At 32.3% G+C, this 26,257-nt stretch carries 28 protein-coding genes and 1 pseudogene; 6 read left to right on the top strand and 23 right to left on the bottom strand.

The annotated features are described in order from the left end of the window. Window positions 1-9: 9 nt before the first annotated feature. The 5 genes and pseudogenes from ACXVYO_RS12260 to ACXVYO_RS12240 form a co-directional block, all read right to left on the bottom strand. Window positions 10-1,071 carry a dipeptide epimerase gene (locus ACXVYO_RS12260; RefSeq protein WP_458467223.1) on the bottom strand — a complete coding sequence of 354 codons (1,062 nt, stop codon included), beginning with the start codon at window positions 1,069-1,071 and terminating at the stop codon, window positions 10-12. Window positions 1,072-1,213: 142 nt separating this feature from the next. After that, a complete protein-coding gene (locus ACXVYO_RS12255) occupies window positions 1,214-1,540 on the bottom strand; it encodes a DUF3870 domain-containing protein (protein WP_046954146.1) in 327 nt (108 codons plus the stop codon). Between the two features lie 259 nt (window positions 1,541-1,799). After that, a complete protein-coding gene (locus ACXVYO_RS12250; protein WP_073515348.1) occupies window positions 1,800-2,156 on the bottom strand; it encodes an FtsB family cell division protein in 357 nt (118 codons plus the stop codon). Window positions 2,157-2,562: 406 nt separating this feature from the next. Next, window positions 2,563-3,159: a DJ-1/PfpI family protein gene (locus tag ACXVYO_RS12245; RefSeq protein ID WP_458467222.1), complete on the bottom strand. Its 597-nt coding sequence runs from the start codon at window positions 3,157-3,159 to the stop codon at window positions 2,563-2,565. Beyond that, window positions 3,156-3,227: pseudogene (locus ACXVYO_RS12240) on the bottom strand (ankyrin repeat domain-containing protein); the annotation flags it as partial. The pseudogene ACXVYO_RS12240 and the gene ACXVYO_RS12245, both read right to left, overlap by 4 nt. A 184-nt stretch (window positions 3,228-3,411) precedes the next feature. Here ACXVYO_RS12240 and ACXVYO_RS12235 point away from each other — a divergent pair. Continuing rightward, complete coding sequence (locus ACXVYO_RS12235; RefSeq protein ID WP_458467220.1) at window positions 3,412-3,843, top strand: cytidine deaminase; 432 nt, start codon at window positions 3,412-3,414, stop codon at window positions 3,841-3,843. Window positions 3,844-4,104: 261 nt separating this feature from the next. Here the strand turns inward: ACXVYO_RS12235 and ACXVYO_RS12230 are convergent, their stop codons facing one another. The 3 genes from ACXVYO_RS12230 to ACXVYO_RS12220 all read right to left on the bottom strand — a co-directional run bounded on the left by ACXVYO_RS12230 (window position 4,105) and on the right by ACXVYO_RS12220 (window position 5,942). Continuing rightward, window positions 4,105-4,335: a hypothetical protein gene (locus ACXVYO_RS12230; protein ID WP_000789031.1), complete on the bottom strand. Its 231-nt coding sequence runs from the start codon at window positions 4,333-4,335 to the stop codon at window positions 4,105-4,107. Between the two features lie 374 nt (window positions 4,336-4,709). Continuing rightward, window positions 4,710-4,973, bottom strand: coding sequence for a hypothetical protein (locus ACXVYO_RS12225; RefSeq protein WP_458467219.1), 264 nt, complete (start codon window positions 4,971-4,973; stop codon window positions 4,710-4,712). A 204-nt stretch (window positions 4,974-5,177) separates the two neighbouring features. Then, window positions 5,178-5,942, bottom strand: coding sequence for a class I SAM-dependent methyltransferase (locus ACXVYO_RS12220; RefSeq protein ID WP_458467218.1), 765 nt, complete (start codon window positions 5,940-5,942; stop codon window positions 5,178-5,180). 197 nt (window positions 5,943-6,139) lie between these two features. On the opposite strand from ACXVYO_RS12220, the gene ACXVYO_RS12215 reads away from it, so the two are divergent. After that, window positions 6,140-6,421, top strand: coding sequence for a hypothetical protein (locus ACXVYO_RS12215; RefSeq protein WP_458467217.1), 282 nt, complete (start codon window positions 6,140-6,142; stop codon window positions 6,419-6,421). 58 nt (window positions 6,422-6,479) lie between these two features. Here ACXVYO_RS12215 and ACXVYO_RS12210 read toward each other — a convergent pair whose 3' ends face one another. From ACXVYO_RS12210 to ACXVYO_RS12200, 3 genes are all read right to left on the bottom strand, one after another. Continuing rightward, entirely contained in the window at window positions 6,480-8,276 is a 1,797-nt protein-coding gene (locus tag ACXVYO_RS12210) for a Xaa-Pro dipeptidyl-peptidase (RefSeq protein WP_458467216.1), read from the bottom strand. 203 nt (window positions 8,277-8,479) lie between these two features. Then, window positions 8,480-9,862, bottom strand: a complete 1,383-nt coding sequence (locus ACXVYO_RS12205; protein WP_458467215.1) for a sensor histidine kinase — start codon at window positions 9,860-9,862, stop codon at window positions 8,480-8,482. Then, the gene (locus ACXVYO_RS12200; RefSeq protein WP_458467214.1) at window positions 9,855-10,502 is read right to left on the bottom strand and encodes a response regulator transcription factor; all 648 of its coding nucleotides are present in this window, start codon (window positions 10,500-10,502) and stop codon (window positions 9,855-9,857) included. Before ACXVYO_RS12200 ends, ACXVYO_RS12205 begins: the two co-directional genes overlap by 8 nt. 121 nt (window positions 10,503-10,623) lie before the next feature. Between ACXVYO_RS12200 and ACXVYO_RS12195 the strand changes: the two genes are divergently transcribed. Beyond that, window positions 10,624-11,043 carry a hypothetical protein gene (locus ACXVYO_RS12195; RefSeq protein ID WP_458467213.1) on the top strand — a complete coding sequence of 140 codons (420 nt, stop codon included), beginning with the start codon at window positions 10,624-10,626 and terminating at the stop codon, window positions 11,041-11,043. A 52-nt stretch (window positions 11,044-11,095) separates the two neighbouring features. On the opposite strand, the gene ACXVYO_RS12190 is transcribed toward ACXVYO_RS12195, so the two are convergent. The 4 genes from ACXVYO_RS12190 to ACXVYO_RS12175 all read right to left on the bottom strand — a co-directional run bounded on the left by ACXVYO_RS12190 (window position 11,096) and on the right by ACXVYO_RS12175 (window position 16,020). Beyond that, complete coding sequence (locus tag ACXVYO_RS12190) at window positions 11,096-11,548, bottom strand: GNAT family N-acetyltransferase (protein ID WP_458467212.1); 453 nt, start codon at window positions 11,546-11,548, stop codon at window positions 11,096-11,098. Between the two features lie 81 nt (window positions 11,549-11,629). Beyond that, window positions 11,630-13,021, bottom strand: a complete 1,392-nt coding sequence (locus tag ACXVYO_RS12185; RefSeq protein WP_458467210.1) for a 5'-methylthioadenosine/adenosylhomocysteine nucleosidase — start codon at window positions 13,019-13,021, stop codon at window positions 11,630-11,632. Between the two features lie 22 nt (window positions 13,022-13,043). Then, window positions 13,044-14,636 (bottom strand): M3 family metallopeptidase, encoded by a 1,593-nt coding sequence (locus ACXVYO_RS12180; protein ID WP_458467208.1) that lies wholly within the window; start codon window positions 14,634-14,636, stop codon window positions 13,044-13,046. A gap of 115 nt (window positions 14,637-14,751) precedes the next feature. Continuing rightward, window positions 14,752-16,020, bottom strand: a complete 1,269-nt coding sequence (locus tag ACXVYO_RS12175) for an APC family permease (RefSeq protein ID WP_458467207.1) — start codon at window positions 16,018-16,020, stop codon at window positions 14,752-14,754. Between the two features lie 142 nt (window positions 16,021-16,162). Here ACXVYO_RS12175 and ACXVYO_RS12170 point away from each other — a divergent pair, with 142 nt between their 5' ends. Then, a complete protein-coding gene (locus tag ACXVYO_RS12170; protein ID WP_458467205.1) occupies window positions 16,163-16,597 on the top strand; it encodes an Lrp/AsnC family transcriptional regulator in 435 nt (144 codons plus the stop codon). A 34-nt stretch (window positions 16,598-16,631) separates the two neighbouring features. Here the strand turns inward: ACXVYO_RS12170 and ACXVYO_RS12165 are convergent, their stop codons facing one another. Beyond that, window positions 16,632-17,492 (bottom strand): DegV family protein, encoded by an 861-nt coding sequence (locus ACXVYO_RS12165; protein ID WP_458467204.1) that lies wholly within the window; start codon window positions 17,490-17,492, stop codon window positions 16,632-16,634. 225 nt (window positions 17,493-17,717) lie between these two features. On the opposite strand from ACXVYO_RS12165, the gene ACXVYO_RS12160 reads away from it, so the two are divergent. Beyond that, complete coding sequence (locus ACXVYO_RS12160) at window positions 17,718-18,149, top strand: GNAT family N-acetyltransferase (protein WP_458467203.1); 432 nt, start codon at window positions 17,718-17,720, stop codon at window positions 18,147-18,149. 297 nt (window positions 18,150-18,446) lie between these two features. Here ACXVYO_RS12160 and ACXVYO_RS12155 read toward each other — a convergent pair whose 3' ends face one another. The 4 genes from ACXVYO_RS12155 to ACXVYO_RS12140 form a co-directional block, all read right to left on the bottom strand. Then, the gene (locus ACXVYO_RS12155; RefSeq protein ID WP_458467201.1) at window positions 18,447-19,466 is read right to left on the bottom strand and encodes a BC_2427 family protein; all 1,020 of its coding nucleotides are present in this window, start codon (window positions 19,464-19,466) and stop codon (window positions 18,447-18,449) included. Between the two features lie 129 nt (window positions 19,467-19,595). Then, window positions 19,596-20,291, bottom strand: a complete 696-nt coding sequence (locus ACXVYO_RS12150) for a CsxC family protein (protein WP_001294980.1) — start codon at window positions 20,289-20,291, stop codon at window positions 19,596-19,598. 519 nt (window positions 20,292-20,810) lie between these two features. Next, complete coding sequence (locus tag ACXVYO_RS12145) at window positions 20,811-21,581, bottom strand: GNAT family N-acetyltransferase (RefSeq protein WP_458467199.1); 771 nt, start codon at window positions 21,579-21,581, stop codon at window positions 20,811-20,813. Window positions 21,582-21,840: 259 nt separating this feature from the next. Further along, window positions 21,841-22,620, bottom strand: a complete 780-nt coding sequence (locus ACXVYO_RS12140; RefSeq protein ID WP_458467197.1) for a BC_2878 family exosporium-associated protein — start codon at window positions 22,618-22,620, stop codon at window positions 21,841-21,843. A gap of 254 nt (window positions 22,621-22,874) precedes the next feature. Here ACXVYO_RS12140 and ACXVYO_RS12135 point away from each other — a divergent pair, with 254 nt between their 5' ends. Further along, window positions 22,875-23,195, top strand: coding sequence for a hypothetical protein (locus ACXVYO_RS12135; protein ID WP_001062734.1), 321 nt, complete (start codon window positions 22,875-22,877; stop codon window positions 23,193-23,195). A 54-nt stretch (window positions 23,196-23,249) separates the two neighbouring features. Here the strand turns inward: ACXVYO_RS12135 and ACXVYO_RS12130 are convergent, their stop codons facing one another. From ACXVYO_RS12130 to ACXVYO_RS12120, 3 genes are read right to left on the bottom strand one after another with little or no spacing between them, the layout of a single operon-like run. Beyond that, complete coding sequence (locus ACXVYO_RS12130; RefSeq protein WP_458467195.1) at window positions 23,250-24,785, bottom strand: MDR family MFS transporter; 1,536 nt, start codon at window positions 24,783-24,785, stop codon at window positions 23,250-23,252. Between the two features lie 23 nt (window positions 24,786-24,808). Beyond that, window positions 24,809-25,516 carry a cytoplasmic protein gene (locus ACXVYO_RS12125; RefSeq protein ID WP_458467194.1) on the bottom strand — a complete coding sequence of 236 codons (708 nt, stop codon included), beginning with the start codon at window positions 25,514-25,516 and terminating at the stop codon, window positions 24,809-24,811. An 18-nt stretch (window positions 25,517-25,534) separates the two neighbouring features. Next, window positions 25,535-26,245, bottom strand: a complete 711-nt coding sequence (locus tag ACXVYO_RS12120) for a polymer-forming cytoskeletal protein (RefSeq protein WP_458467193.1) — start codon at window positions 26,243-26,245, stop codon at window positions 25,535-25,537. Window positions 26,246-26,257 lie beyond the last annotated feature (12 nt).

The following is a 26,257-nucleotide window of genomic DNA, read 5'->3' as shown; positions in this document are numbered from 1 at the left end:
TCTTTTCTCCTAAGATTTACTATTCACTGTCGATTGAAGGTTTACCTTTGCCCCTGAATAAGTCATTCCTTCTGGTTCTTCCATTAACCAAAGCGGTGCATCGAGATCGAAGTAATGAATATTAGGATGGGCAGCTGCTAAATGTGCTACAGCACTAACAGAAAGTGAGGATTCCATCATACTTCCGACCATGCATTTTATACCCGCTGTTTCAGCGATATCGGCAATACGCCACGCTTCACGTATACCACCACATTTCATTAATTTAATATTAATTAAGTCTGCATACCCTCCTTGAACGATTTTCAATGCATCACCCGCTGAAAATATGCTTTCATCTGCCATAATGGGCGTTTGTACATGATCTTTGACGTACTTTAATCCATCCCAATCTCTCGCATGAACAGGTTGTTCAATAAATTCAATATTTAAATTGCGATTTTCCATCTCTTTAATGATAGTAACTGCTTCTTTTGGATTCCAACCTTGATTTGCATCTAATCGTAACGTCGTATTTTTTGGTACACTATTTCGAATCGCTTCAATACGTTCTAAATCTAAAAGAGCAGATTTGCCCACTTTAATTTTTAAAGTTTGAAATCCTTTTTCTACATGCTGCTTTGCCTCTTTTGCCATAACGAAAGGCTCATCTACACTCACCGTAATGTCTGTGTGAATTTCTTTCTTCCCGCCTAATAATGCGTAAAGTGGAACGTTTTGATATTGACAATACACATCATATAAAGCGATATCTACTGCCGCTTTCGCACTTGGGTTTCCAATACAACTCATTTGAATGTGCTTTAGTAACTGCTGAAATTGAATAATATCTTGACCAATTAAACAGGAACGCATCGGCCCTAAAATGGCTGCTTCAATCCCATTAGCAAAATCCCCCGTAATAACTGGTGTTGCGGCTGCAGCCCCTTTTCCAACAATTCCTTTATCTGTATGAATATAAACATCTATACTTTCTATTTCGGTTACGGTACGAAGCGCCGTTTTAAACGGTGTATGAAGATTAACACGTCTACGATTTACTTTTACATCAGTAATTTTCATATTGTTCATCCTTTCGTTGTCTGACAAAGTGGAACCTTAATTCCCAGTTTTTAGAGTAATAAATCTCCTCTTTCACTTACCTTTCATGCAAGAAATTAATGTGAAATAAAAAAAATCCAGCCATAAGAAGATTCTTACGGCTGGATTTTGTCTAGGAATGGGTAGACAAAGCAGCGATTTGATTATATTTTTTTTGCGCATCTTTTAAAGCTACAAGGAGTGCTTTTTGAGACGAACCAAAATATCTATTCTTTATTTCTGTTACCAATAGTGGATCATTAATATTTTTATGTAGAAACAAATATTTAACAAATTGTGATGTTAATGCAATTGTCGCTGAGCAATCTGCATCTACAATTTCCCCTGTTTCCTTAACAAGTACAAATGCTACAAAATAACTTTTGAACTTTTCGGTAATAGGATTATTTTGAGGTGCTTTCGCATCCCCTACGACATAAATTGTATTTGAAGCGTACACAGCTATCTTCCTTTCTAATACGGGATAACGGTTTTCTTAATAGTTGTATGAGCGATAAACTCAACGTTGATTAAGAAATGTATCCGCTTACCTTGTATTATAATACAATTGACAGAATTTTAACAACATTTATTTCGGTATATATTCCATAATTATGAAAACAATTCAAACTCTTCATTTTTACAATATGCGATTGCTTCTTGTACCATGCCATCCATACATGAAAAAACAGCTAGCAATCGCTAACTGTTTTATTACATTACTTCGGCAACACAAATATAGTTTCATTTGACTTAGAAAATTGATATTCTTTTCTCGCAAACTTCAAAATTTCTTCCTCATCGTCTGTTAAATTTTCTATGTTAGTCTTTAGAGAAGCTTGATTTTTCTTTAAAGAAACCAATTGCTTTTTTTGATTCGTTATTGTATCTTTTTTTTCTACGATTATTTCTTGTTGTTTTGTTAAAATAAATTGAACATACAAAGTAGCCGCCGCAATAAATATAAACATGAATATAAATCGCCTTAGTTTTTTCTTATTAACTGCTCGATTCTCATTAGACTGTGATAGTTGTTCTTGTATATTAGGAACATTTATTCGCTTGAGTTTCCTCATTATGAAATCCCCCTAACACATATTTTTTCACTACCATCGGCATGATCTCTTACTAACTGTAATTCTATCCTTATAAAATAAGCTCCTTCTCAAAAATATCTCACAAATTAACCAATTAAAGATAGCATTCGACGACATTTCCATATTTGCATTGATTTTTTTTATGTATGCTGCCATAAAATAGTAGTTTCTGTTATTCTTTTTCTACTATTGTAGAAGAGTTTTTTTACATACGAAATTTCTCCTCGTTTTCACATGATTCAAGGAGAAAAAAGATGCATTTTCGTACATTCGATAAAACTGGAATTACTGATTCAGAATTAGAAGTTGGACCATAGATCAACTCTAAAGGCAATTATCTATATACTATATACATTCAATATAAAAAAGCCCAAATCGGGCTTTTTTAATTTTGTAAATCAATATCATATTCCATACTTTTCGCTGTTTCCTCAGCAACCTCCACACCTAACAAATTTTTCACAATATGAAATGACATGTTAATACCAGCTGAAATACCTGCCGATGTAATAATGTGTCCTTCATCTACGAATTTTACATTCTCTATTACTTCTACATTCGGGAAGTCTTTTTTGAAAGTTTGAATACTAGCCCAATGCGTTGTTGCTTGTAATCCTTCCAGTAAACCAGCTTTCGCGAGTAATAGAGCTCCAGTACAAACTGAAGTCATTAGCTTTACTTCTTTCATTTGCTGGCGAACCCAATTTATTATAGTTTCATTTTTCACTTCATTTTCCCTAACGCCTTTACCACCTGGAATGATTAAAATATCAACGGGTGGTAAATCTTCAATACTATAATCCGGCTGTACCTTTAATCCGTTTCTTGCTGTAATCATTTCTCCAATTTGGCTAACTGTATAAACAGTAAATGGTTTTTCTTCATCTGCTTCGGTTACAGAAAAAACTTCAAATGGCCCTGCAAAATCTAATACTTCTACCTCGTTAAATAAAAATATGCCTACACTCCATTTATTTATCATACGTTCACTTCCTGTTTTAAATGATGTAAAAGGTGATCATATCCTTTTTCTAATGCAATATCACATGCTGCTCCCCATCTTTCAAAATATTTAAGTATACCCTTCTATATATATGTTCTATTGATTATGCTATTTTCCTGTTAAAACAGAAGTTTACATAATAATATTATCTAACTGATTCCCATCTTTTATTTTAAATATTAAAATTTTCTGTCAAAATAAAATAATCATGTTTAATACGGAGGAGAAATTATGTTAGAAGTAATGACTTTAAATAGTGAAGACTATGATTTAATTACAGCTGCTGAAAAAGCAATTGAAAAAAACTATAAATATGGTCGTCATCATATCGGTTCAGCTGTAAGAACTAAAACAGGTAATATTTATGCAGCAGTGCATGTTGAAGCGAATGTTGGAAGAATAACAGTATGTGGTGAAGCTATGGCGATTGGAAAATCTATTTCAGAAGGCGATCATGAATGTGATACCATTGTAGCAGTTGCTCACCCTCACCCTCATGAAGATATAGAAAAATATTGGGTTGTTGCTCCGTGTGGTATGTGCCGAGAATTGATAAGTGATTATGGAAAAAATACGAATGTTATACTTTCTTATAATGGTGAACTTGTAAAATGTAACGTAATGGAATTATTACCTGAAAAGTATACAAGCGAAGTAGAATAATCATTCATACTTTCAACATATCAAATAATATTATTCCAATAAAAAAACAATCCATTTTTAAAACGGATTGTTTTTTTATTTCTTTTTTATGCAGTTTATTTTATTTTTCCATTTTTAACACTAACAGAATTATCATTAACAAAAATGAAATTCAAATATATAAGCGTGCATCTCAGTGCATTTTTCATTTGAAAACAAAAACGTCATTTCTCCTTACATTCGAAAAAAATCAGCATATACTCTCTAAAATCAGCAGTCTTATCATACCAACCTATAACAGTTCTGCCTTCTTCCCTTACCAGTTTCCTTTAACACATATGATTTTAAAACAAGCGCCGTTAATGAATCCGTTAATGTTTTATATGATAAATTAGATAATGCTAATAGATCGTTCGTATATAACATTCTATGCTTCTCTAATAATAATAGTACTAATCGTTCAGACGGTTTTAATGCCTCGTCACTTTCTAGTATAAAGTCTATATTTTTCATTTCTCTAATTACTACTCCTTATATAAAAAAATACTTGTACCCCTAATTTAATATAAAAATAATACACAACAAAATTTGAAGTATATTAAAATAACATCATTTTAAAACACTATTATACTATAACATAGAAAAAGCATTTCCCGAAATAGGAAATGCTTTTTCTATGTCACTAATATGGTACTTCCAAACCTACATTATATCTTAAACTCTTACCCGTACAATTCCCTCCTAATTTTTCTGATCATCTAAAAGTATTTATAAACAAATCGAGTTCTTCTAAAATGCTTTAAATAAATAAAAACGGTTTATCATACATGGTCTAAACATGAATGACGAACCGTTTTCCAGCTTCTTCTCAATTAACACGTTCTACCTTAAATATTTTTTGCAATATGCGGCTTACTGTAATGGCTTGTTCCACCACCGCCTACTACTACTTTACCGCCTTTTTCAAAAATCAATAATTTACTTGAACCATCTGCAAGAAGTACTATTACTTCAGCATTATTACTCGTTGCTACATAAATTACATAACCACTTTTAGATATACATGTTTCCCAATTTGCATCAAATTCAGATCTTACTACACGATTTGAATACACTTGATTTTCAATTCTTCCTTGTTCTACGTTTTCCAAATTTATCCCCCCTACTGCTCTAAACTATCATTTATAGAAGAATAACAGTTCTATTTAAAATAGTGACTGCCTTTAATATAAGTAGTATATGTATTTAGTAGAAGGATGCTTGGACAATGAAAACGTAATAACATGTAAGTAATATACAAATGAAAATAAGACAATCAATATTGTATCGATTGCCTTATTTTCATACATAGTTCTTTATTTTTCGTTTCGCACCGCTTCAAAAGTAAACATTTGATTTGCATTTGACGGTTCTTTTTCATAAACATAGTCAGCGGAGCAAGTAATATTAGAGAAACCTATACTTTCTAACAGAAGTTTAAACTCTTCTATTCCATACCAGCGCAGCACGAAGCGTTGTAGTTCTGTTTGTACTAACTGTCCTTTACTCCATTTTTCATATTTTAAATATGATAGAGTAACTTGGTTCAGCCAATCTATTTCAATTGATTTATTTTCTAATGTAATTCCATCTCCACTCGGCAAAGAAAAAGTCGATGTATGAATCTCTCCTGTTTTCCAGTCATGAGGAAGCATAATATCTACGATTAATCGCCCGCCTGGATTAAGATGTTCATAAAAACATTTCAATGCGTTTATCGAATCCGTACGATTTTCAATTAAACAAAAAGATCCAGTCGGAATGATAATTGCCTCATATTTATGCGGCAGTGAAAATTGTTGTAAACTTCCTTCATATAAATTAGGATGTAAGCTTCTCTCTTTACATCGTATGCGGCACGATTCTAGCATTTCAGGTGAATAATCTATCCCATCTACTGTAAAACCAGCTTCAAGAAGCGGGATGATGACACGCCCTGATCCTACTGCTGCTTCGAGAATTCTTCCACTACAATTTTTTAAACGTTCTTGGTAATACTCAATATCACCATTTAAAGAATAACCAACAGGCTTAGTGAAATCATAAAGTTCCGTGCAAAGTGTACTATAAAAACTAAACATTTATTTTCTCCTCCGTTTTTTACGTACGGAAGATTTTCTTTCAATTAATCTTCCTGTACCTTTATTTTTAATAAAAATTTGAAAGAGCTGACTGTCATAATATATCACTCGCTTTCCATACAATATAATTATATTGTATAATATTCCATTCAAAATGAACATATGAAAATTCAGACTTATACTGAAAGGAGGATATGATGAATTCATTAATTGGATTTGTTTTTCTTCTTATTTCTTTTAATACTCTGATTTTCTTTATAGCAAAGAAGTATGAACAAATATGGAAAATAGCCAGTGGTATTTTCATTCTTTCTTCCCCCATTGTTTTCTTCACCGCTTTACACGTAATTGGTGAAAAAGTAGGAGATGGATTTGCTGGAGGTTTTGCGGGGCTTACCTTTAGTGTCCTACTGATCATAAATGCCATTTTTTTATTTATTGTAAGCATTTTTGTATCTACCAATAAAAATTCACATTAAACTCCTATTTTAAAATGTAAAGAGCTTACTATGCAGTAAGCTCTTTATCCATAACTATTTATTTCACAATTGGCAATGTCACTTCACTTAATTTTACTGTAAGATTCGTTCCAGCTTTCGGTCTAATTGTATAATCATAGTCACTAGCGAGTAAAACAACCCCTATTTGATGCCCCGATTTAAATACATAATCATCTGGCTGCATGTCCCATGTGAATGTATAATCTTTACCTGGTTTAAGTGCTGCTGAATCTTTTATACTATTTAAGTTTTGTGGGTCCATCCAACCTCTCGTAACAATTTCAGGCTTTGCTCCGCCATAATCAACAAGTAATGCTGTTAAATTTGATACAGGACGATCAATATTTCCTGTAATTGAAATCTTTGGTGTCCCACTTATTCTCATATCTTTTTGTAACACCGGCATTGTATACACTAAACGATTGGCTACTTCTAATTCTGGGTTTGCTATTAATTGATTTGATTTCATTTTTGCATCATCTACGAATGAGAAAACCTTATTTGCAGAGCCCATACTTAACGGTACATTAACTGCTTTGTTACTTAAATACATACGAACTTTTGACGGCACAGCTGATGGATCCGGCCAGTTTTTTAATTTTTCCCAAGTTTTATTTTCACGTTGTACATCAACCATTGGTTCATTCATAATTCCATTTTCAATTCCATACAACCAATAATCGAGCCATTTATTTTGTGTTCTTTGCCAGTCATTCGTTGATGTCCCACCGTGTCCACCTTGATGTAACCACATTTTACGAGGAACATTATTTTCTCCAAGTGCATCCCACCATTGTGCGAACTGCTTCGTCTTAACATTCCAATCATTTAAACCATGAATGACAAATACGCTTGCTTTTACATTTTTAGCATCTTTTACATAATTACGTTTATCCCAAAAATCATTATAATTACCAGTTTTTCGGTCCTGTCCAGCTGTTAACTCTTTTATTACTTGTTCGCAAACTTCAGGATTTTCTCTTGTTAGTACTGCTTCTGCCATATTATCTGTATCTTCTCCTTGGTATCCTCCTGGCGCAATGACTGCACCGTTTGCACGATAATAATCATACCAACTACTGATCGCTGCGATTGGAATAATTGTTTTTAACCCTTCAACACCTGTCGTCGCAACAGCATTCGGTAACGTACCATTATAAGATACTCCTGTCATACCTACATTTCCTGTAGACCAATCAGCCTTAACTTCCTCACCATTTTCTGTATATGCTTTCGCACGACCATTTACCCAATCAATAACAGATTTCGTCCCTAATATTTCTTGTTCGTCTCCAGTAGTCGGACATCCATCTGATTTTCCAGTTCCAATACTTTCACCTAAAATAACTGCATAGCCTCTTGGCACATAATAATTGCCGTATGAACCAAGATTAACAGCTCCATACGGTTTACCTTCATACGCATACAATTCTTCATCTACATTATATACAGGTACATCTTTTAAACCAGATCGATATGGGCTCATTTCATAAATAACAGGAACTTTCACATTCGAATCAGTTTTTGGACGCATAACTTTTACTGACACTCGATCTTTTTTACCATCTCGATCACTATCAACTTCCGTCTCTACAAATAAATTTTCGATGATTGCTTCATCAAGCGAGTAGATCGGCTTTGTCATCCCATTTTCTAATTCAATCTTCGTATTTGATTGTAGTCCTTCTGCAACTTTCCCATCTAACTTCACGTCATTCTCATTTATGTAGTTTGTTTCTTTCTTGTCTGCATACGCAGTCATGCTAGAAACTCCTGATGTAACTGATAAAGATACGATTGTTGATAATGTAATTGCTATTTTCTTTTTCCCCATATTCTTTCCTCCCCATATATGTCTCCTTTTTACTATACAATAAAATTACTGAAAATTCAGTTTATATTTTACGCAATAACTTGAAAAATTGGTAGAACTCCCTTCAAACGAGCTTTCGAGGTTATATATTCTAATTTCCTTCTCTCATATAATCAATAAAAAACATCGCCTAATGATAGACGATGTTTCTAATAGTATTTGAATTAGTCATTCTTCATATTCATATTCATATAAAATCGTATCTCTCCATCTATAGTAGAGACTCCATAGTCAAAACCATGTCTTTCTAAAATACTTTTCACAATTGCTAAGCCTAGTCCTGTACCGGAATGGTCTTTACTACGAGAAGATTCTAGGACGTAAAAAGGTTCCCAAATTTTATCGATATCTTTCATCTGTTCCGCATTCATACCATTTTGAATTTGAAAATATACACTTTCATTTCGATCTTCTAAAGTAATTTTTATATGTTGATTTGCTGTATATTTTATCGAATTAGATATTAAATTTTGAAACACCATTCTCATTTTATTTACATCTGCATAAACAACTGCATCACCTACATTATAGTTTACTTGCAAATCAATTTCTTTCAACTCTAACTCAATCTTATGCTTATCTAATATACTTTGGACTAGTGATTTAATAGAGAATTCTTCTTTTTGTAAAACATCTCTTTCTAGTTTAGAAAATCGTAATAACTCTTCAATTAGATTTGAAATGTGATCAGTTTGTTTAATGATTGTATCTATGTATGTACCATCATCTAAACCATCTTTTATGCCCATAGAATATGCTTTAACTAACGAGATTGGAGTTTTTAATTCATGCGTCACATCACCCATAAATCGTTTTAAATGTTCATTTCGATCTGTTAAATCTTCATGTGCCTCATGTAGTTTATCACTCATGACATTAATACTATTTGCTAATTCTCCTATTTCATCATTTGTTTTCACTTTCGCTCGTTCAAATTTCAAATTTGAAATATCTTCTGCCACTTCACTTAATTCTTTCAATGGTCTGGTGATTGTTGTTGAAAGTATCCATACAAGTACGATAATGAGAAAAATCGTAATACCTAATATGTATAAATAAAATGAGTTTAATGTTTTTATCACTTCATTTGAATGTGCGATCGAAACCCCTACTAAAATCAACATATCGTCTTTCGCAATGTATTTCACAAAAAAGCTAGATTTCATCTTCTCTTGATCATATATTTTATTCGATTGCCCGAATTTCTTTACTTTTATTCTTTCCTCTTTTGTAATCCAAAGTTTATTAAGGGCAACCCTTTTCCTTGTAAGTTGCATACGTAACTCATCATTAATTTGATCTTCCGAATTGTTAATTGATGTATACGCAATCGTAACATTCCCCTTATTTTCAATGCTAATAATTGCTTCATCCAGTTGTTCGCTCGGTATTGCCTGTATTTGAGCTGTAATACCATCTAAGCTTTCTCGCGTTTTGTAAATATTATATTTCGGTAAAAGATAGTTAATTAATAATAAAGAGATTGAAAAAATAAGAATAACAGTTAAAGAAATGCTGAGAAAAAGCTTTTTTCCAAGTTTATTCACTCTGCTCCTCCAAACTATATCCTAAACCACGATGCGTCTTTATAATATTTTCTCCTACTTTTTTACGTAATCTTCTTACATGTGTATCAACAGTTCGCTCTTCTCCATAATAGTCAAATCCCCATACGATATCTAACAATTTTTTACGAGTTAAAATCATGCCTTTGTGATTTAAAAAACACTTTATTAATTCTAGCTCTGTTTTTGTAATATCTAACTCTTTTTCATTTTTATAAACTTTATTTTTAGTGAAATCTATTTTCAAATCTTGAACTTGAATGACATCATCATGCTGTATTAGCTTTTTCGCTCGCGTAATCAGTACGCCTGGATGAAATGGTTTTTTTACGTATTCATCTGCCCCACTTTGAAGCGCTGCTAGCTCATCTTCACTTTCACTTTTCGCCGTAAGCATTAATACTTTAACGCTAGAGTTCTTTTTTATTTCCTGACAAACAGTAATACCACTATGTTTCGGCATCATCCAATCTAAAATAGCTAAATCAATTTTTTCATCAAAAAATATTTGAAGTGCTTCCTCTCCATCTTTCGCTAATAAAACGTCGAAGCCTTCTTTCTCAAAATAAGCCTTTAAAATCCTTAACATATCTTGTTCATCATCTGCGATTAATACTCTCATACTTTATCCTCCATTACTTTTAAACAAAAACCAATTGTATTATACAACTTCTTTGTTACATAAATGTGACAGTAAAATATTTGAATCATTTAAGGGGATAGTAAAAACGAGGTGTTGTATTATGATTAAAAAAATCGGGGTCATTACTCTTCTTTGTTTTTTATTATCAACAAATGTGTTCGCAAATACTAATCAACAAATTGAAGTATTTGATTGTCAAAAAGAAATGGTCGTTCAAAAACAATCTTTAGATCCAGCTATTCAAAAAGAAGCTGTTAAATATGCTAAATCCATTACTGGCCCGTTCAAAAACTTAAACGTCGTTCCGAAAGATGGTCACATGATAAAAATCCCATTATCTAAACCAATTTCTATTACAAATCAATGGTTACATACAACAATTGATGAAGTATTAATTCTTCTACCGCTTAATCAAAAACCTTATATTATGCTTTACGATGATGAAAATAATCCACATTTTTATTATGTAAAAGGTGATCCGAAGGGATTATTGAAAGAAATGAATGTTAAACATGATTAAATAGAAAATAGAGACTTCATAAGCTTATTTTTATAAGCAGAAGTCTCTTTTTTTACTCATATAATACTTTATAATGACTAGATCCTTTATAAAATTCTCCTTTCACAAATCCATTTGCAGTATAAAACGCACCACCTTGCTTTGTATCTGTATGTAAAACAACCACTTTAAAATACTTTTCCGCATGGGATAATAGCCGGTTTAATAACAAGTTCCCTAGCCTTATACGACGGTAGTCCTTTGAAATATAAAATCTCCTTAATCGGCCAATTTTATTGTTTTCTGTATATGGATCTTCATTTAACCCTCCTATTCCAATTAACTTTTCCCCTTGAAAAATGCCATATAAACATTCACCAGTTTTATTAAATGTGTTTATTTTATTTTCATATTCACTTATTAGTTTTTCTAGGAAATTAAATCCTTCTTCTTTGCTTTCTTGAACAAGATAATCGTGTTTGTATATCATTAAATCTTCAATTTGTTGAATACGTATATCTTTCAAGTAAATTCCCCCTTAATATAAAAATAGGTAAAAATGCTCGAGAATCATTTATTCTGAGCATTTTTATGACTGTTACTTTATTCAATTCGTAGCATGCGTATGTTGCACTTCAGATAATATCCCCTTCAACTCCAATAAATCATCTATTACTATATCTGCCTGAGCAAGTTCATCTTCTTGTGCAAAATCAAAATTGCATCCAATCGCAAGTAAGCCGTTATCTTTCGCTGCGTTTATATCAGATAAACGATCTCCAACTACTGCTACTTCTTTTATATCATATTTGTTTAAAATACTTTTTACTAAGTCGTTTTTATTTAGTGAGTTTATTTGTTCAATACTAAATGTTTCAGTAACCCATTGGTCTAAGTCATAATAAGATACGATTGCTCGTAAATATTCAGTTAAACCATTACTAGCAATATATATTGAACAATTATTTTCTTTTATATATGTAAAAATTTCTTTTACGTTTGGGTATAAAGCACCTTTTCCACTCTTAATGTTTTCAATTAGTCTTTCTAAAAAGTATGCATCCGTTTGTTCTCTTATTTCAAGAGAATGATCCGGTAATAAAGCTTCCCAAACTTTCGGTAATGGCACACCCATGATTTCACGGTATTTATCAATAGGTGTTACTGTATCCCATAATTTTAAAGAACGTAAATGATCAAAAGTATCATCAAGCGATAATTCTAAAATTTTATCTGTTTGAAATAACGTTCCGTCCATATCAAAAATTAATGCTTGTAACATTTCATTCTCTCCTTTTGAACTATAAGTATTACTCGATACATTTTTCAGCATCTCAACGATAATTTCTGAACAATAATTTGCGGCAGTTTTCGCGAAGTCATCATATGAAATTTGAGCTTCATCGTCTGCACTATCAGAAATACATCTTATAACGAGAAATGGTACGTCATTTATGTAAGCAACATGTCCTATTGCTGCACCTTCCATTTCTGTACAAAACGGTGCATATTCGTCTATTAATTTCGCTTTTAGTTTTGAGTCTTCAACAAAACATTCACCGCTGACGATTCTTCCTTCATGAATCTCCATATGTAAACTACTACTATTGCATGCTGTACGTGCTAACTCAACTAATTCCATACTTGCGACAAATTCTTCTTGGAACGGGAATAAGTTTTTCATTTGAGTTTTACTTACATCATGATGGGTAACATTCGTTGAAATAACGATATCACCAACTTTTACATCTCGGTGTAACCCTCCAGCAATACCCGTATTGATAATAGCATCTACATTAAATTTATGAATTAATGTTTGCGTACACGCGGCTGCATTTACTTTTCCTACACCACATCTTGTAACAATCACTTCAGTTCCCATGAATTCGCCAATGTAAAAAGGCATTCCCGCAATTGTCTGTTCTTCTTCTATATCTAGTTTTTCTAAAAGTAAGTCTATTTCAATTTGCATTGCTCCGATAATGCCGATTCTGTTCATGTATGTCGTCCCCTTTTTCACTCTAATTAAGCCTCAAATATTCATCAACATCTTTCGAAATTTGTCTAAAAGCTTTATCCCAGAACGAATAATTTGTTATATCTATTTCAAAATGTTTTTTCATAAGCTCTTCCACTGGAGCTTTTCCTGTTTCTCGTAAAAACTCTTTATATTTCGAATGAAAAGTACTTTTACTTTCATGAGCTATTTCTAATAAACTAAAACTAGCTAAATACCCAAATGTGTATGGATAATTATAAAAAGGAACATCTGCTATATAAAACTGAACATATTTCATCCAAACAAACGGCTGATATTCTAATAATGCATTCCCGTATGCTTTTTCTTGTGCTACTATAGATAATTTCTCGATTTCATCAGCACTTAAAGGACCTTCTTTACATTTTTCATAAAAATTCTTTTCAAATTCAAATGATGCTCGAATTGCCATTACATAATTAAAACAGTTTCTTATTTTCCAACTAAGCAATGACTTTTTCATATCTATACTATCTGTTGTTTGAATTAGATAGTTTAACAGTATCGTTTCAAAGAAAATAGACGCCGATTCAGCCGTACTCATTGGCAAATAATCATCTAAAAAAGAAGTAGATTGCTCAAAACTCATATTATAAAAATGCCAAGCATGTCCTAGTTCGTGGGCAAGTATCCTTACACTATCAACACTTCCGTCATAACGCATAGAGATTCGTGATTCTTTTTCACTGAAAAAAGGAGCACAAAAGCCACCTGGTGGTTTATTATCTCTCGGTTCCGCATCTACCCATCCACTCTCTATTGCATTCCGTGCAAGTTCTGCTAATTCTTTATCTATATTTTCAAACGCATCGTATATGTTTTGAACTGCTACTGAAAAAGGGATATTAACCTCATTATTTTCCTTTACAGTCATAAGTTCATGCCATGTAATCGAAGCTTCCCCCTTCTTATACACGTTTAAAGCACTTACTAATGTATCAAGATTTTCTTCTGTCGCATTCCACATTTGTAATAATACAGTTTCAGAAATACCATTCGCATGTAGAGATTGTGTTAAAATCTCTCTATCTTCTAATTCATTACTCTTTGTATTACGTAATCTCCCTATTTGATTTAAAACAGTAGCGAAGATTTCTTTTTCCTTATGTAAGGCACTTGTTAATAACTCAAATACTTCTAATCTTTCCTCTTCATTATCACTATTCATTGCAATATTATTTGCTTGGCCGAATGATAATTGCTTATTATTGTGTTCTATTTCTATCTTATTTCTTAATTGTATGTACATATTTTCCCATGCATGAAGTTCATCTTTTATTAACCTAGTATTAACATTATCAGAAGTTTCCACTTCACTTTGTTGTATTACTTGCTGTACTTCTCTTTTCAAATCTTTTACTGTAATAGTCAATACAGAAAGATCAGATGGAATACTTTCTTCAGCCGATGATCGGCAATACAAATAGTATTCTGCTTTTTCAATAGTTTGTATAAGCTTTGAAAGGATTCCTACATCTTTTGTCATATAATATTGTTTTTTCAACACCAATATTGGAGTTAGAATATCCTCACTCGGATACAATCGATCTAAATCCCATCTAGCAATTTCATTCATTTTTTAGCCGCCTCCTATTTTTACAAATAGTTACAGATATTTCTCCCTACACAATTATATATGAAACAAGAAAATTTTAATATCTTTAAATATTTAGATTTATATAAACGTATTCTTATTTAGACTCTTTGCTTATGCTACTGAAACGCATATAACATAAACAGATGAATGATACGGCCAATGGAATAAGTACTACTCCTCCAATAAAGGGATAAACTACTACACAACATGTAAAAGCTACAATAGAAAAAATTTTACCTAGCCTATTTTTTATTAATTTCATTCCAGCCGCAGTACCGACTATATATGTTACAATTCCTAACGAATTTGGTATTAATACAATTTTATCTATACTTATATGAAAAACGAAACTTATTAATAAACCTATTATTGCAATGTAACCAACAACTTTTACTGCATTTGTTGGTGTTTCTCTTTTTTTATTAATATGCGCTAAATAACGCGGTGCAACTTCTTCTTTTCCTAGTGAATAACCTAAGCGCCCCATACTTGTGATAAATGCATTTGTCGTCCCTAAACAAATGATAAAAGCTACAAATCCAATTATCCATGCAGATTGGTCGCCTAATGTTTGTTTCATTACAAGCACGAGAGCTGTAGTATTATCAGCTTTGATATGATAGGATTTCGTTCCAATTACTGATAATGCAATACCTATATATAAAACTCCTATAATAACAATTGCAAATCCCGTAGATAAAATAATATTTCTTTTTCTAGGTGATTTAAATTCAGGAGCTAAACTTGCAATAGCTTCCCAGCCGAAAAAAGACCAAAAAATTAATAAAGATGCATCTAAGATCGGATTTACTTCTTGCATAGAAATATGTATATTTATATTTTTCATTTCAATATAAGGTAGTGAACTAATAACTGTTACAATTAAAATAAAGAAAGTTAATACACCAATACATATTTGAAACGATCCACTCGTTTTTAACCCGTATAAATTGAAACCTATTGAAATACTTAAAATAATAAACGCTATAACGTAAGAAAAATCTGATGATAAAGCAAACACTTTCACTATATACATTCCACCAGTCATTGAAACAACGATTTGCCCAACGCTACCCGCAATAAAAAAACACCAGCCTATAATAGCACCTATATTTTTACCGAAAGCTTTTTCTGAAAAAGTAGCAATTCCACCCACACTTGGATGCTCAATCGATAAAAAAGCGAAGGTAAATGCAAGTGGAATACTAAGCGATATCATAGCAAGCCAAGAAACAATTGCATTCCCTTCTGCTACACTCGCTGTCATACCAGGTAATATTAGAATTCCCGACCCTAAAACCGCTCCGACGTATAAGGCTGTTCCCTTTTTAATAGAAATTGTTTCATCAAAATGATTAGACATTACATGCACCTCCATTTATATTTTCATTATAGAAAGTTATCAGTCTATTCGATATACAAAAGTGCATGTATTTTAACATAAGATTTTATATTATGTATTTGTTTAAGAAATTTACTTTCAATTTTGCAAAGGAGCATAATTCATGGATGAAATTGATAAGAAAATTACGCTATTACTACAAGAAGATGCCAGAATGACAATCACCGAAATGACTGAGCACTTACACCTCAGCCGCCCTAGTGTTACCGAAAGACTAAAGAGATTACAAGATACCGGAATAATTGAGAAATATACCGCACGTGTATCATTAGATGCAGTTGGAAAATCAATTCAAGCATTTTTAAGAATTGAAAATCTAAAAATTCCTTGTAAAAAATTTGAGGAGAAAATCTACGAAGAATATAGAATACTCGAATGTCATCGAGTAACAGGTGAAAGTAGCTATTACTTAAAAGTAGCAGTCCGCTCTATGAAGGAATTAGAGGAATTGATTGATATTGTTATTCCTTTTGGTACGGTGAAAACTTCGATGATTTTATCTTCACCAATACCATATCGACCGATTATTACAGATTAATAATAAAAAAAGGATTGATCAAAAGATCAATCCTTTACTCTACCTCATTTAAGAAGAACAATGTTAACACGCCAGGTCCTGTATGCGCTCCGATTGCTGCTCCAATTGTATTTACGATAAATACTTCACAGCCAAATCTTTCCGTAATTAATGCTTTTAATGCTTCAGCTGTTTCTAAGTCATCACCGTGAGTCATAGCGATTGTTTGACCTTTAAGGTCTTTTCCGCGCTCTTCCATAATATCTACAATACGGCTTAATACTTTCTTTTTCCCTCTTACCTTTTCAAGTGGTACAAGCTTTCCTTCTTCCACGTTTAAGATCGGCTTAATATTAAGTAAACCACCGATAAATCCTGCTACTTTACTTAAACGTCCACCTTTCACAAGGTACTGTAAGTCAGCTACAGTGAAGATGTGCTCCATGTGGTTCATTAGAAAATCAACACGTTTTAAAATATCTTCTTTTGATGCTCCGTCTTTCGCCATTTTAGCAGCTTCTAATACGACAAGCCCTTGACCAAGCGAAGCACATTTCGTATCAATAATTTCTAAATCTAAATCAGCATATGTTTCTTTCACTTCTTCTTTAATAACAACTGACGATTGATATGTACCGGACAGTTCAGATGAAAAAGCTAAATATATACAAGGATTACCTTCTTTTGCATAAGAAACAAATTTTTCTTGGAAAGTTTCAAGTGAAGGTAATGACGTTCTATAAACAGCGCCTTCTCTCATGTTTTGCAATAATGTAACTGACTCTAATGTAACTCCATCTAAATACTCTGTTTCTGCTTCATCATAAACACGGAGTGGAATTAAATCAATATCATATGCTTGCAGCAATTCTACCGGTAAATCCGCCGCACTATCCGTAATGATTTTAACACCCATTTTTAAACCTCTATTCTGTTATAAATATAAAAAATATAAAATAAAAATAGTACTTTTAAATTATATACGTAAAACTTAAATGAAGAAAGGAAAAGACTATATATTGTATGCACTATTCTTCAAAACTTGAACTGTTATTAAAAATCATTCCATTACACCCATTTTCCCCCTGTTATTATATTCTTTATAATGAAAATAGCACAAGTTTTCTGAAGGAGGATGCATATGAGTATTCAACTGGCTATATCTAATGATTTAGGGTGGATTAATAATCAATATAATGCAATAGATTTTGTACCAAGTGATTTAAACAGAGATAAAGTTGCAATTATTACATACAACAACGAGTATGCAGGTGTGGGTCGATTAGTCCAAATAGATGAAGATACTATAGAAATGGGCGGGATTTTTATTCTTCCTAAATTTAGAGGTCTACAATTAGCTAAGAAGCTCGTCTCATTCTTAATACAAACTGCGAAAACATTAGAAATACAAAACGTATATTGTCTTCCTTTTGAAGAACTCGAGAGTTTTTATAAAACATACGGCTTTACTGATGTTGATACAACGAAAGAAATTGCCCATCCAATTATTCTAAAAAAATATAATTGGTGTTTAGAAAATTATGATAAACATGTATTACTATTTAAATTGTGAGTCCTGTAAAAAAAGAAGTGAATACACTTTATATTACACATCAATTTATAGCAAGTAATTATCAATGTTTTTTATTAAATTCTTAAATTAATCCACATATAATCCAAATTTTATATCTGTTTTTAATAAGTGTTAGTAAGTTTGTTTTCAAACATGTTAGCACTTATTTTTTCATATACCTAAATAGATTCATATAATAAAGTAACTATCCCCGTTAGCAAAAATTAGTATTCATAAATATTACACTGAATTTATTGAGGAAAAACCATTTGTAGCATTTAGAGAATATATTCATTTTTATTTAATTCGTACTTGTACTTCCTGTTCTTGTATTACTTGAACGACTAATTCCAGTACAATATTTTGCATTAATTGATACGTATTATTATGAAATGTACTTTGTTCTGATATGTATTCAATACATTGATAAATATAGCCTTCTACAAATAAGCTCCCTTTTTCAACTGTAAATGTATTTTGTCCATTTTTCATTACTTTTGGCACTAAGAATTCAGTTTTTGTCAAAATAATCTCCTGTTCCACCTCTTTTATTCCTATGACTTTTTCTTTAAATATAACTTTTTCTCGTAAAATAATTTCACCTTTATATTTTCCTATTTCTATTGGTAGCTTGGCTGTTATAACATTATTTATTTCTCCTTCATTTTCACCCTCTAATACTATGCTATGTATAGGGGTCCATGAAGATGTCTCTGCCTTATTCTCTTCAATATTCCCTATGACTTTTTTATTATATAATTCCATAAGCACTCTTTTTTCATGAAGATTAAAAGAAACTATTTCACAATAAGCCTCCGAATGATACTGTTGTACTGTAGTTAATAACTTAGAATCTAATTCACGCCTACCTACATCTTTTTCATTTTGAAAAACAAACGCTTCTTGATTTTTTATGTTTATTTTTGGAAACATTTTAAAACTAGACACTTCAGAAATAATAGAAAATGGTGTTTTCACTACCATTGAACGCACTGAAGATTCTAATTGTGATTCAGATGTTGCATTTTCTTTCTTTACTTCAGATACTTCTTCTTCTTTCTTTACTTCAGATACTTCTTCTTCTTTCTTTACTTCAGATACTTCTTCTTCTTTCTTTACTTCAGATACTTCCTCCTCTTTCTTTACTTCAGATACTTCCTCCTCTTTCTTTACTTCAGATACTTCCTCCTCTTTCTTTACTTCAGATACTTCCTCCTCTTTCTTTACTATTCTTTCTCGTGAATTATCTTGTTTATTCAGATCTTTATACTTGTGAATTTCATCCCATAGCGCCTTCCCAATCCATGGCTTATTCATCACCATCCCCCCATCTAATAAAATTCAGGAAAATATGTTATTTTACACGTATTCATTTTCATCATTATATATGTTTTATAATAATAAAAAAGACATTGTCTTTTTATCAAAGACAATGCTTTTTTAGTTTTATACTTGCACTTGTTGTACTTGTAAAACTTTTAAAGTAAGATCTAGTACAATTTTTTCACGAAGAGTATCAAATGGTTCATTTAGGTCTGTTGGACAAGGCGAAAAGTCTAATTCGAAAAATTGAGCGCTAACTAACTCGCAATATGGTTGTTCGTTATAAAAAACTGTATTTTCGAAGAAGTATTTGTCTAAACGTGGTAGATCACCATTTTTAGGATTAATAAAGTGAGAAGTAGTATCTGAGGAAGCAGCTACTATAGCTAATGATAGAAAATCAGCTTCTGTTAAATCTGCAAAACCAGAAAATGGAACATTTGCAATACGGTCATATAGCACTCCATTACACTCATCATTTGCATACTCAATATTTTTCCGAATATATCCTTGTACAAATAACTTTGCTCTTGTAACTCTTCGGTAAGGTGTACCTGGTACTGGTTCGAATGCTACAGGAACTAACTTACATTGTGTTAAAAATGCATTTTTTAAGATACGTTTAATTTCAACTGCTGGAGGATCTAATGAAATATCAGATTCTACAACAATTTGAATCGTTCTTTCTGCTAATACAACTGGTATTTTTACAATTGGTGCTCCTGGAGTAGTAATTGGCGTTGCAGGTGCATCACTTAATGGTGTTTGAGTTTGTCCTGCTACCTGACATGGTACATTAATTGGGCATTGTTCACTCATATTTTATAATCTCCTTTATAAAAAAATTAGAGTTTTTTAACTCTCTTTACTGTATATGTACTTTTTCTATTAATGCGTGGGTTTGTATCATAGTCACTTTTATCATTTGCAAATAAAGATAGTATTCTATCTTTATTAGTCAAATACACACAGTTTAATATAATTAGTTTTTATGAATATTTACCTATTTAAAAATTATTAACTATTATCGCGGAAAAACACCATAATATGTTGATTAAGTTCAATAGTAAAAAGGATAACCATATTTTCGAAGAAACTTTCAAAAATCTATTCTTAAATTTATTAAGACAAATAAAATTAATTTTGTAAATTTCTTCATTCCATAATATCTATGCAAAAGCAAATTAGTATTGGATGCACCTTATTGTTAAAAAATAAAAAACGACTTTTTCAAGTCGATTTTTATACCAATTTGTAATTTTAAAAAAGAGTAATTAATATGAATTTTATAGGATTTTCTAGACTTTTTCTGTTATACAATTGTACAAATTCATTCATTTACCTATTATCCACAAAATACGTATCATACGCCTTATCAAAAACATATCCTAGTTTTTCTGCCAGTTTAGCCGACGTAGTATTCGCTGCATCCCAGTTTGGATATATCTCTTTTTCTAAACAGGCCAAGATTAGCGCTGCACTAACTATAGTCGCCAACCCTTTTCTTCTATGATTGTGATCAGTCGCCACTTCAATTTCAATCCCATTATCATAAATGCTATACGATGATGCACCGCATACAACTTCACCTTGGTACAAAATACTATACCCTATACCTCGTTTTAAATAATCTTCTACTGATTGAAATTGACTTGTAAAATCTTCAGAGACCTTATGTAGTGTAGGGATATTTACGATATGTTCATCTATTCTTCGTAACTCGTATCCTTTTGGAAGCGCTGATATAAAAGATTGTAATTTTGAACGATTAAAAACTTCCGCATTGCGTTTGAATTTATAGCGTAAAAACTTATCTATTTTTCTTTCGTAAAATGTTTCTAATCGCTTTTTCCACTCTTCACTATTTACGATTACTAACATTCTATCAGGAATGTTACGTAGTAATTCTTCTGTTTCTTTCCTATTTGGATCCCCAGCGTAAAATGTGAAAATCCCCACCGTAACTTGCGCTACTGTTGGGTTTTCAAGATCATTTACCCAAGCAGTACCCATATGTCCTTGTAAATAAGAAAGTAAAACAACGTTATTGAAATCCTCGAACATAGTAACTAATTTTTCTCTCGTATGTATACTCGCTTCACATATCATTTACATTCCCGCTTTCTTTGGAATCAGTTTAACTCTACTTTTCATATATAAACAAAAGTTTATTAAACTATATATAATCGTAAAATATTCGTAAATATAAAATTATTATAACATCTAATAAATAGTAAGCGACTGTCCTGTATAAAGGTTAACAGTAAATATACTTAATAATAATTTGCAATCTACATGTAACCGATTATCATCTTTTATTATGTAATAGCCCTCAATACTCGTTTGAGGGTTCATTTAAATACGTATGTTATAACTCATTCTTATAAATATATGATTCTGTTCCTCCATTTTTATATACTTTAGTCACTTTAACAACTGATGTGTACGTATTATCGTCATTCGATATCATCTTTTTCATCTCTTCTATCTCAGTATTACCAGCTCCACTCTCGATTTTCAAACAGTTCGAAATTTTGAGGTATCCACTCGATGCGAAAAGAATAATAAACGTAAGATCTGGGAAATTAATGAACAGTATTCCAAACTTTACAGGATTCGCAGCCGTATCAGATAAAACTAATCGAAAGTTTAATAGTTCAGGCACTTGAACAAAATCTTTAGAAACAATCGCTTCACCAATTATAGTAATTTGTTTTACGACATTCCCCATCTCATCTATAAATTCGGTACAACTAGGTGCGTCAATAGTTTTTGCTTGTAGTGATACATTCAATTCTGGATTGTGAAAGTCGAAAAAGAGTGTACTTCCCTCCGTTAAACATTGCGGACACACATTTCCAAGAAGACTAAAATCCTCTTCAATAAATTTAACTTTCGTTTTACAACTACAAACCTTTCCTATTTGAATTGCATCAATCCTAGAGCAATCTACAAAGATAACCTCATCATCCTCTTGTACGAATGATACAATACCTTCCCTCTCATTAAATGAAAGAAAATAGGATACAACAATTTTGTTTCCAACTATTACGATACTCTCCACTTTTGTAAACGGTTCTAGACTTTGTAAAAATTCACATATGCTTTTTTGACAACATCGACTATTTCGTTTCGGCTCACAACCCACTTACACTCCATCCCTTCTCTATATGTTTTATCTAATACATATAATATGAGCGGAATATGAGAAAAGCTTGGACAATATAACTTTAACGCCATAATATAGTTACTTACTCATCACGTTAATAATGAAATTACGCCAATAATGAGTAATAGCACATAAATTTCCCTATAAATACATATAACAATTTCATCTTTCATGAAAAAAACGTTATAATAAGGTGTAGCCTCTACGATTACGTTATAAAGGAGAATAAAACAATGGCTAAAATTAAAGTGTACCAAGCAAAAGAAGAAAATATGGAAGCAGTAAAAAATATCATTGATGTTGAGGAACAAAATCCAACTGCTGAAAATTTACAAAATCTATATGCATGTGTATTAGAAACAGAAGATATGGCATTGCCTGAATCATACATTGAAGAAGATATCTTAATTGATTCTATGGAAGTTATGGTTAACGCTTCTCAAAGCAAGCTAAGAGACTTAGGTGCATACGATGTAATCGAAGTCCAAAACAAAGGTAAGAAAACACAAGTTTTATTATTAGCAGACGAAGAATACGAAATTATCGAAGGCTAATCTAAATCCGTACATACGAAAAAGCTACTTTCCAATTGGAAAGTAGCTTTTTCATTACGCTTTTGATGTTTCACTCTTTTTATTCGTTTGTTGTTTCTTAATTACCATGCGCTCATTTCCCATAAAGAAAATAAATACGAATGCTAAACCTGCTGGTACTAATGCCCACATAAATGTTTGAACAATTGAACTAGAAAGAGCGTCAATAATTTTATCTAATATTTGCGGCGGGATTTGAGATCTTGCCGATTCTGATAGAATAGCTCTTGAATCTCCTAAAGCGTTTGTATTCATTCCCCCGCCCATCCCTTTAAATGCTTCTTCTAATTGATCTTGGAAACCTGTTCTTTGAATCATTCCGAAGATTGTAATACCTAGTGTCATTCCTAATGAACGAATGAAATTACTCGTTGAAGTTGCAGATCCGCGCTGTTCCATACCGAAGTTGTGAATAGCTGCCATACTTAGTACAGAGAATGAGAAACCTACTCCAAATCCGATAATAATCATATAAACCGTTAATAATATACGACTTGTTTCTGGCGTTAACGTGCTTAATAAGAATAGTCCAATCAGCATAATAACAGCAGAAATAATCATAATGTTTCGGTAGCTAAGCTTCGTCGTTAAAAATCCACCTAACTGCGCTGTTACGACTGATCCTAACATCATCGGTAAAAGTAATAATCCCGAATTTGTTGCAGTACCGCCATATACACCTTGAATAAATAATGGAATATATACAGTTGCTGACATGAATGCAGCTCCGTAACATAATGCAATAATGGTACTCATTCCGAATAAACGTTGTTTAAACATCTCGAATGAAATGATTGGCTCTTCTACTTTTCGTTCAATAAAAATAAATGCGATTATTAAAATAGTGAATCCACCAAATAAACTTAAAATAAAGCTAGAATCCCAATCATACTTTTGTCCACCTAATTCGAGCGCAAACATTAAAGAAACTACTGCACCAACTAAAGTAATTGCGCCAAACCAATCAATTTTTTGCTTTTTATGAACTCGTGATTCTTTATAAAAGAATGTAATAAAAATAAGTGCTAAAACGCCAAGCGGTAAGTTAATATAAAATACCCAGTGCCAGCTTATGTAATCTGTAATATATGCACCAAGTAACGGACCAAAAATACTTGATAAACCAAATACTGCTCCGAATAATCCACCCATTTTCCCGCGCTTTTCTGGAGGGAAAATATCAAAAACGATAGTAAACGCGATCGGCACTAATGCCCCGCCGCCAATACCTTGAATGGCACGATAAATACCTAACTGTGTAATATTTTCAGCAGTACCACAAAGTGCCGAACCAATCATAAAGACGATTAAACCGAAAATAAAGAATCTCTTTCTACCATACATATCTGATAGTTTTCCAAATATCGGCATACCTGCCATTTCTGCGACCATATAGGCAGAAACGACCCATACAAAGTTTTCAAGGCCTCCTAAGTCACCAACGATCGTTCCCATTGCTGTTACGACAATGGTATTATCCATTGATGCCATTAAAATACCTAGCAATAAGCCCGCCACAACAAAGCCGAGCTTATTATTCTTCTCAACCATAACCTTGCTCTCCCTCGTACTACTTATATTTGTTTATGTTCTTTTACGACTGCATTACCTTTTTGGTTAAAACTAGTATGATATTCTACAACACTAATTTCACACCCTGAACCAATGGTAACGTTGTTTCCTCTTACTACTTCAGCGATAGTATGCTCTAAATAAATTTCATCTCCTTCAATGACAGACGTTTGGAGGCTTCCAGCATGACTTGTAAACGGAATAAATCTCGCTTTTTTACGAACAGTAATCTTTTTACCGCCAATTTCTCTCACTTTACTTCCTTCATAACGAAGTAAAATTTCAATATTTTCAGCATTAAGTAATCCATCACTTTCAAGACCACCAGTTAGTGATAGTTCTTCAACTTCGATATCTCCTTTCACATTTAAAGCGCCTTTCACATCTACGAAATCACCAGTAAACTTCCCTTTAACTTCTATCATACCTCTTACTTTCGTTTTTTCAATATGAGCATCACTATTCATTTGTGTATTTCCGTATATTTTTACATATTCCGCAGTTACATTTCCTTGTACTTCACTATCCCCATACACAACATAATTTTTCACTTTCATATTACCTTGTACATCACTCGTTCCGTACGTTTTAAATTCATTACAACTCATATCATTAGAAATCGTTCCTTCGCCGCGTATCTTCACTTTGTTATAATCCCCGCCTGCTGAACTACCAGAGCCATTGACAGTAAGACTATGTTGATGTTCCATATTACTTTCTCCCTCCCATTAAACCTGCTTAATTTCCTTTACATTTGCACTTTTATCAACAGTAAGAACACCCGTATATTCAATCAGTTCAATTTCACAATTCGGTCCTACTGTAACATTGCTTCCTCTTACCGTTCTTATGTGAGCATAATCAATTTCGATATTGTCACCTTCTAACAGTTCAGCTTCTAATTGTAAACCAAATACTGATTTAAACAGTCTGCTAAAAGTACCCATCCTATGTTTTACTTTAATCGTTTGACCACCAATTTCTTTCGCTCGACATGTACCGTGAATATTTATATTTATTTCATCCGCGCTTAATAATCCACCAATTGTAAACTGGCCATCAGAAGAAAAAGTATCCACTTCACAGTTGCCATCAATCGTCGCTTGACCATTGATTTTAAATTCTTCACCAGTGACATTCCCACCTATCGTACCTTTTCCTGCAATTTTCAAACTGTTTGCCTTCACATCTTTCGTAATAGTTGCTTTTCCATCAATTCGCATCGTTTCAACATGAACGGTGCCATCGACTTTACCAGATCCGCTAATTCGTGCACTGCTACTTTTCAAATCACCAGTAACTGCACCGTAACCGTTACATTCAAATTTTTCACATTCAACATTTCCATTCACAGTCCCTTTTCCATTTAATTGCACTTTATGAAACTCGCCGCCATTCGATGAACCATAACCATTTATAATTAAATTTTCTGTACGCATAATTTCTCCCCC

Source organism: Bacillus sp. BC08, assembly GCF_054326875.1.
The sequence above is the reverse complement of the archived record's forward strand: the minus strand, read 5'-3'. Positions and strand labels throughout refer to the sequence as shown.

Bases quoted from the DNA above. Each gene is read 5' to 3' on its own strand.
- ACXVYO_RS12220 (WP_458467218.1), bottom strand. From the start codon at position 5,942: ATGTTTAGTTTTTATAGTACACTTTGCACGGAACTTTATGATTTCACT.
- ACXVYO_RS12200 (WP_458467214.1), bottom strand. From the start codon at position 10,502: ATGAGAGTATTAATCGCAGATGATGAACAAGATATGTTAAGGATTTTA.
- ACXVYO_RS12120 (WP_458467193.1), bottom strand. From the start codon at position 26,245: ATGCGTACAGAAAATTTAATTATAAATGGTTATGGTTCATCGAATGGC.
- ACXVYO_RS12175 (WP_458467207.1), bottom strand. From the start codon at position 16,020: ATGTCTAATCATTTTGATGAAACAATTTCTATTAAAAAGGGAACAGCC.
- ACXVYO_RS12250 (WP_073515348.1), bottom strand. From the start codon at position 2,156: ATGAGGAAACTCAAGCGAATAAATGTTCCTAATATACAAGAACAACTA.
- ACXVYO_RS12150 (WP_001294980.1), bottom strand. From the start codon at position 20,291: ATGAGTGAACAATGCCCAATTAATGTACCATGTCAGGTAGCAGGACAA.
- ACXVYO_RS12160 (WP_458467203.1), top strand. From the start codon at position 17,718: ATGAGTATTCAACTGGCTATATCTAATGATTTAGGGTGGATTAATAAT.
- ACXVYO_RS12235 (WP_458467220.1), top strand. From the start codon at position 3,412: ATGTTAGAAGTAATGACTTTAAATAGTGAAGACTATGATTTAATTACA.
- ACXVYO_RS12135 (WP_001062734.1), top strand. From the start codon at position 22,875: ATGGCTAAAATTAAAGTGTACCAAGCAAAAGAAGAAAATATGGAAGCA.
- ACXVYO_RS12185 (WP_458467210.1), bottom strand. From the start codon at position 13,021: ATGAACAGAATCGGCATTATCGGAGCAATGCAAATTGAAATAGACTTA.
- ACXVYO_RS12155 (WP_458467201.1), bottom strand. From the start codon at position 19,466: ATGAATAAGCCATGGATTGGGAAGGCGCTATGGGATGAAATTCACAAG.
- ACXVYO_RS12145 (WP_458467199.1), bottom strand. From the start codon at position 21,581: ATGATATGTGAAGCGAGTATACATACGAGAGAAAAATTAGTTACTATG.
- ACXVYO_RS12230 (WP_000789031.1), bottom strand. From the start codon at position 4,335: ATGAAAAATATAGACTTTATACTAGAAAGTGACGAGGCATTAAAACCG.
- ACXVYO_RS12130 (WP_458467195.1), bottom strand. From the start codon at position 24,785: ATGGTTGAGAAGAATAATAAGCTCGGCTTTGTTGTGGCGGGCTTATTG.
- ACXVYO_RS12260 (WP_458467223.1), bottom strand. From the start codon at position 1,071: ATGAACAATATGAAAATTACTGATGTAAAAGTAAATCGTAGACGTGTT.
- ACXVYO_RS12195 (WP_458467213.1), top strand. From the start codon at position 10,624: ATGATTAAAAAAATCGGGGTCATTACTCTTCTTTGTTTTTTATTATCA.
- ACXVYO_RS12170 (WP_458467205.1), top strand. From the start codon at position 16,163: ATGGATGAAATTGATAAGAAAATTACGCTATTACTACAAGAAGATGCC.
- ACXVYO_RS12245 (WP_458467222.1), bottom strand. From the start codon at position 3,159: ATGATAAATAAATGGAGTGTAGGCATATTTTTATTTAACGAGGTAGAA.
- ACXVYO_RS12210 (WP_458467216.1), bottom strand. From the start codon at position 8,276: ATGGGGAAAAAGAAAATAGCAATTACATTATCAACAATCGTATCTTTA.
- ACXVYO_RS12165 (WP_458467204.1), bottom strand. From the start codon at position 17,492: ATGGGTGTTAAAATCATTACGGATAGTGCGGCGGATTTACCGGTAGAA.
- ACXVYO_RS12125 (WP_458467194.1), bottom strand. From the start codon at position 25,516: ATGGAACATCAACATAGTCTTACTGTCAATGGCTCTGGTAGTTCAGCA.
- ACXVYO_RS12215 (WP_458467217.1), top strand. From the start codon at position 6,140: ATGAATTCATTAATTGGATTTGTTTTTCTTCTTATTTCTTTTAATACT.
- ACXVYO_RS12180 (WP_458467208.1), bottom strand. From the start codon at position 14,636: ATGAATGAAATTGCTAGATGGGATTTAGATCGATTGTATCCGAGTGAG.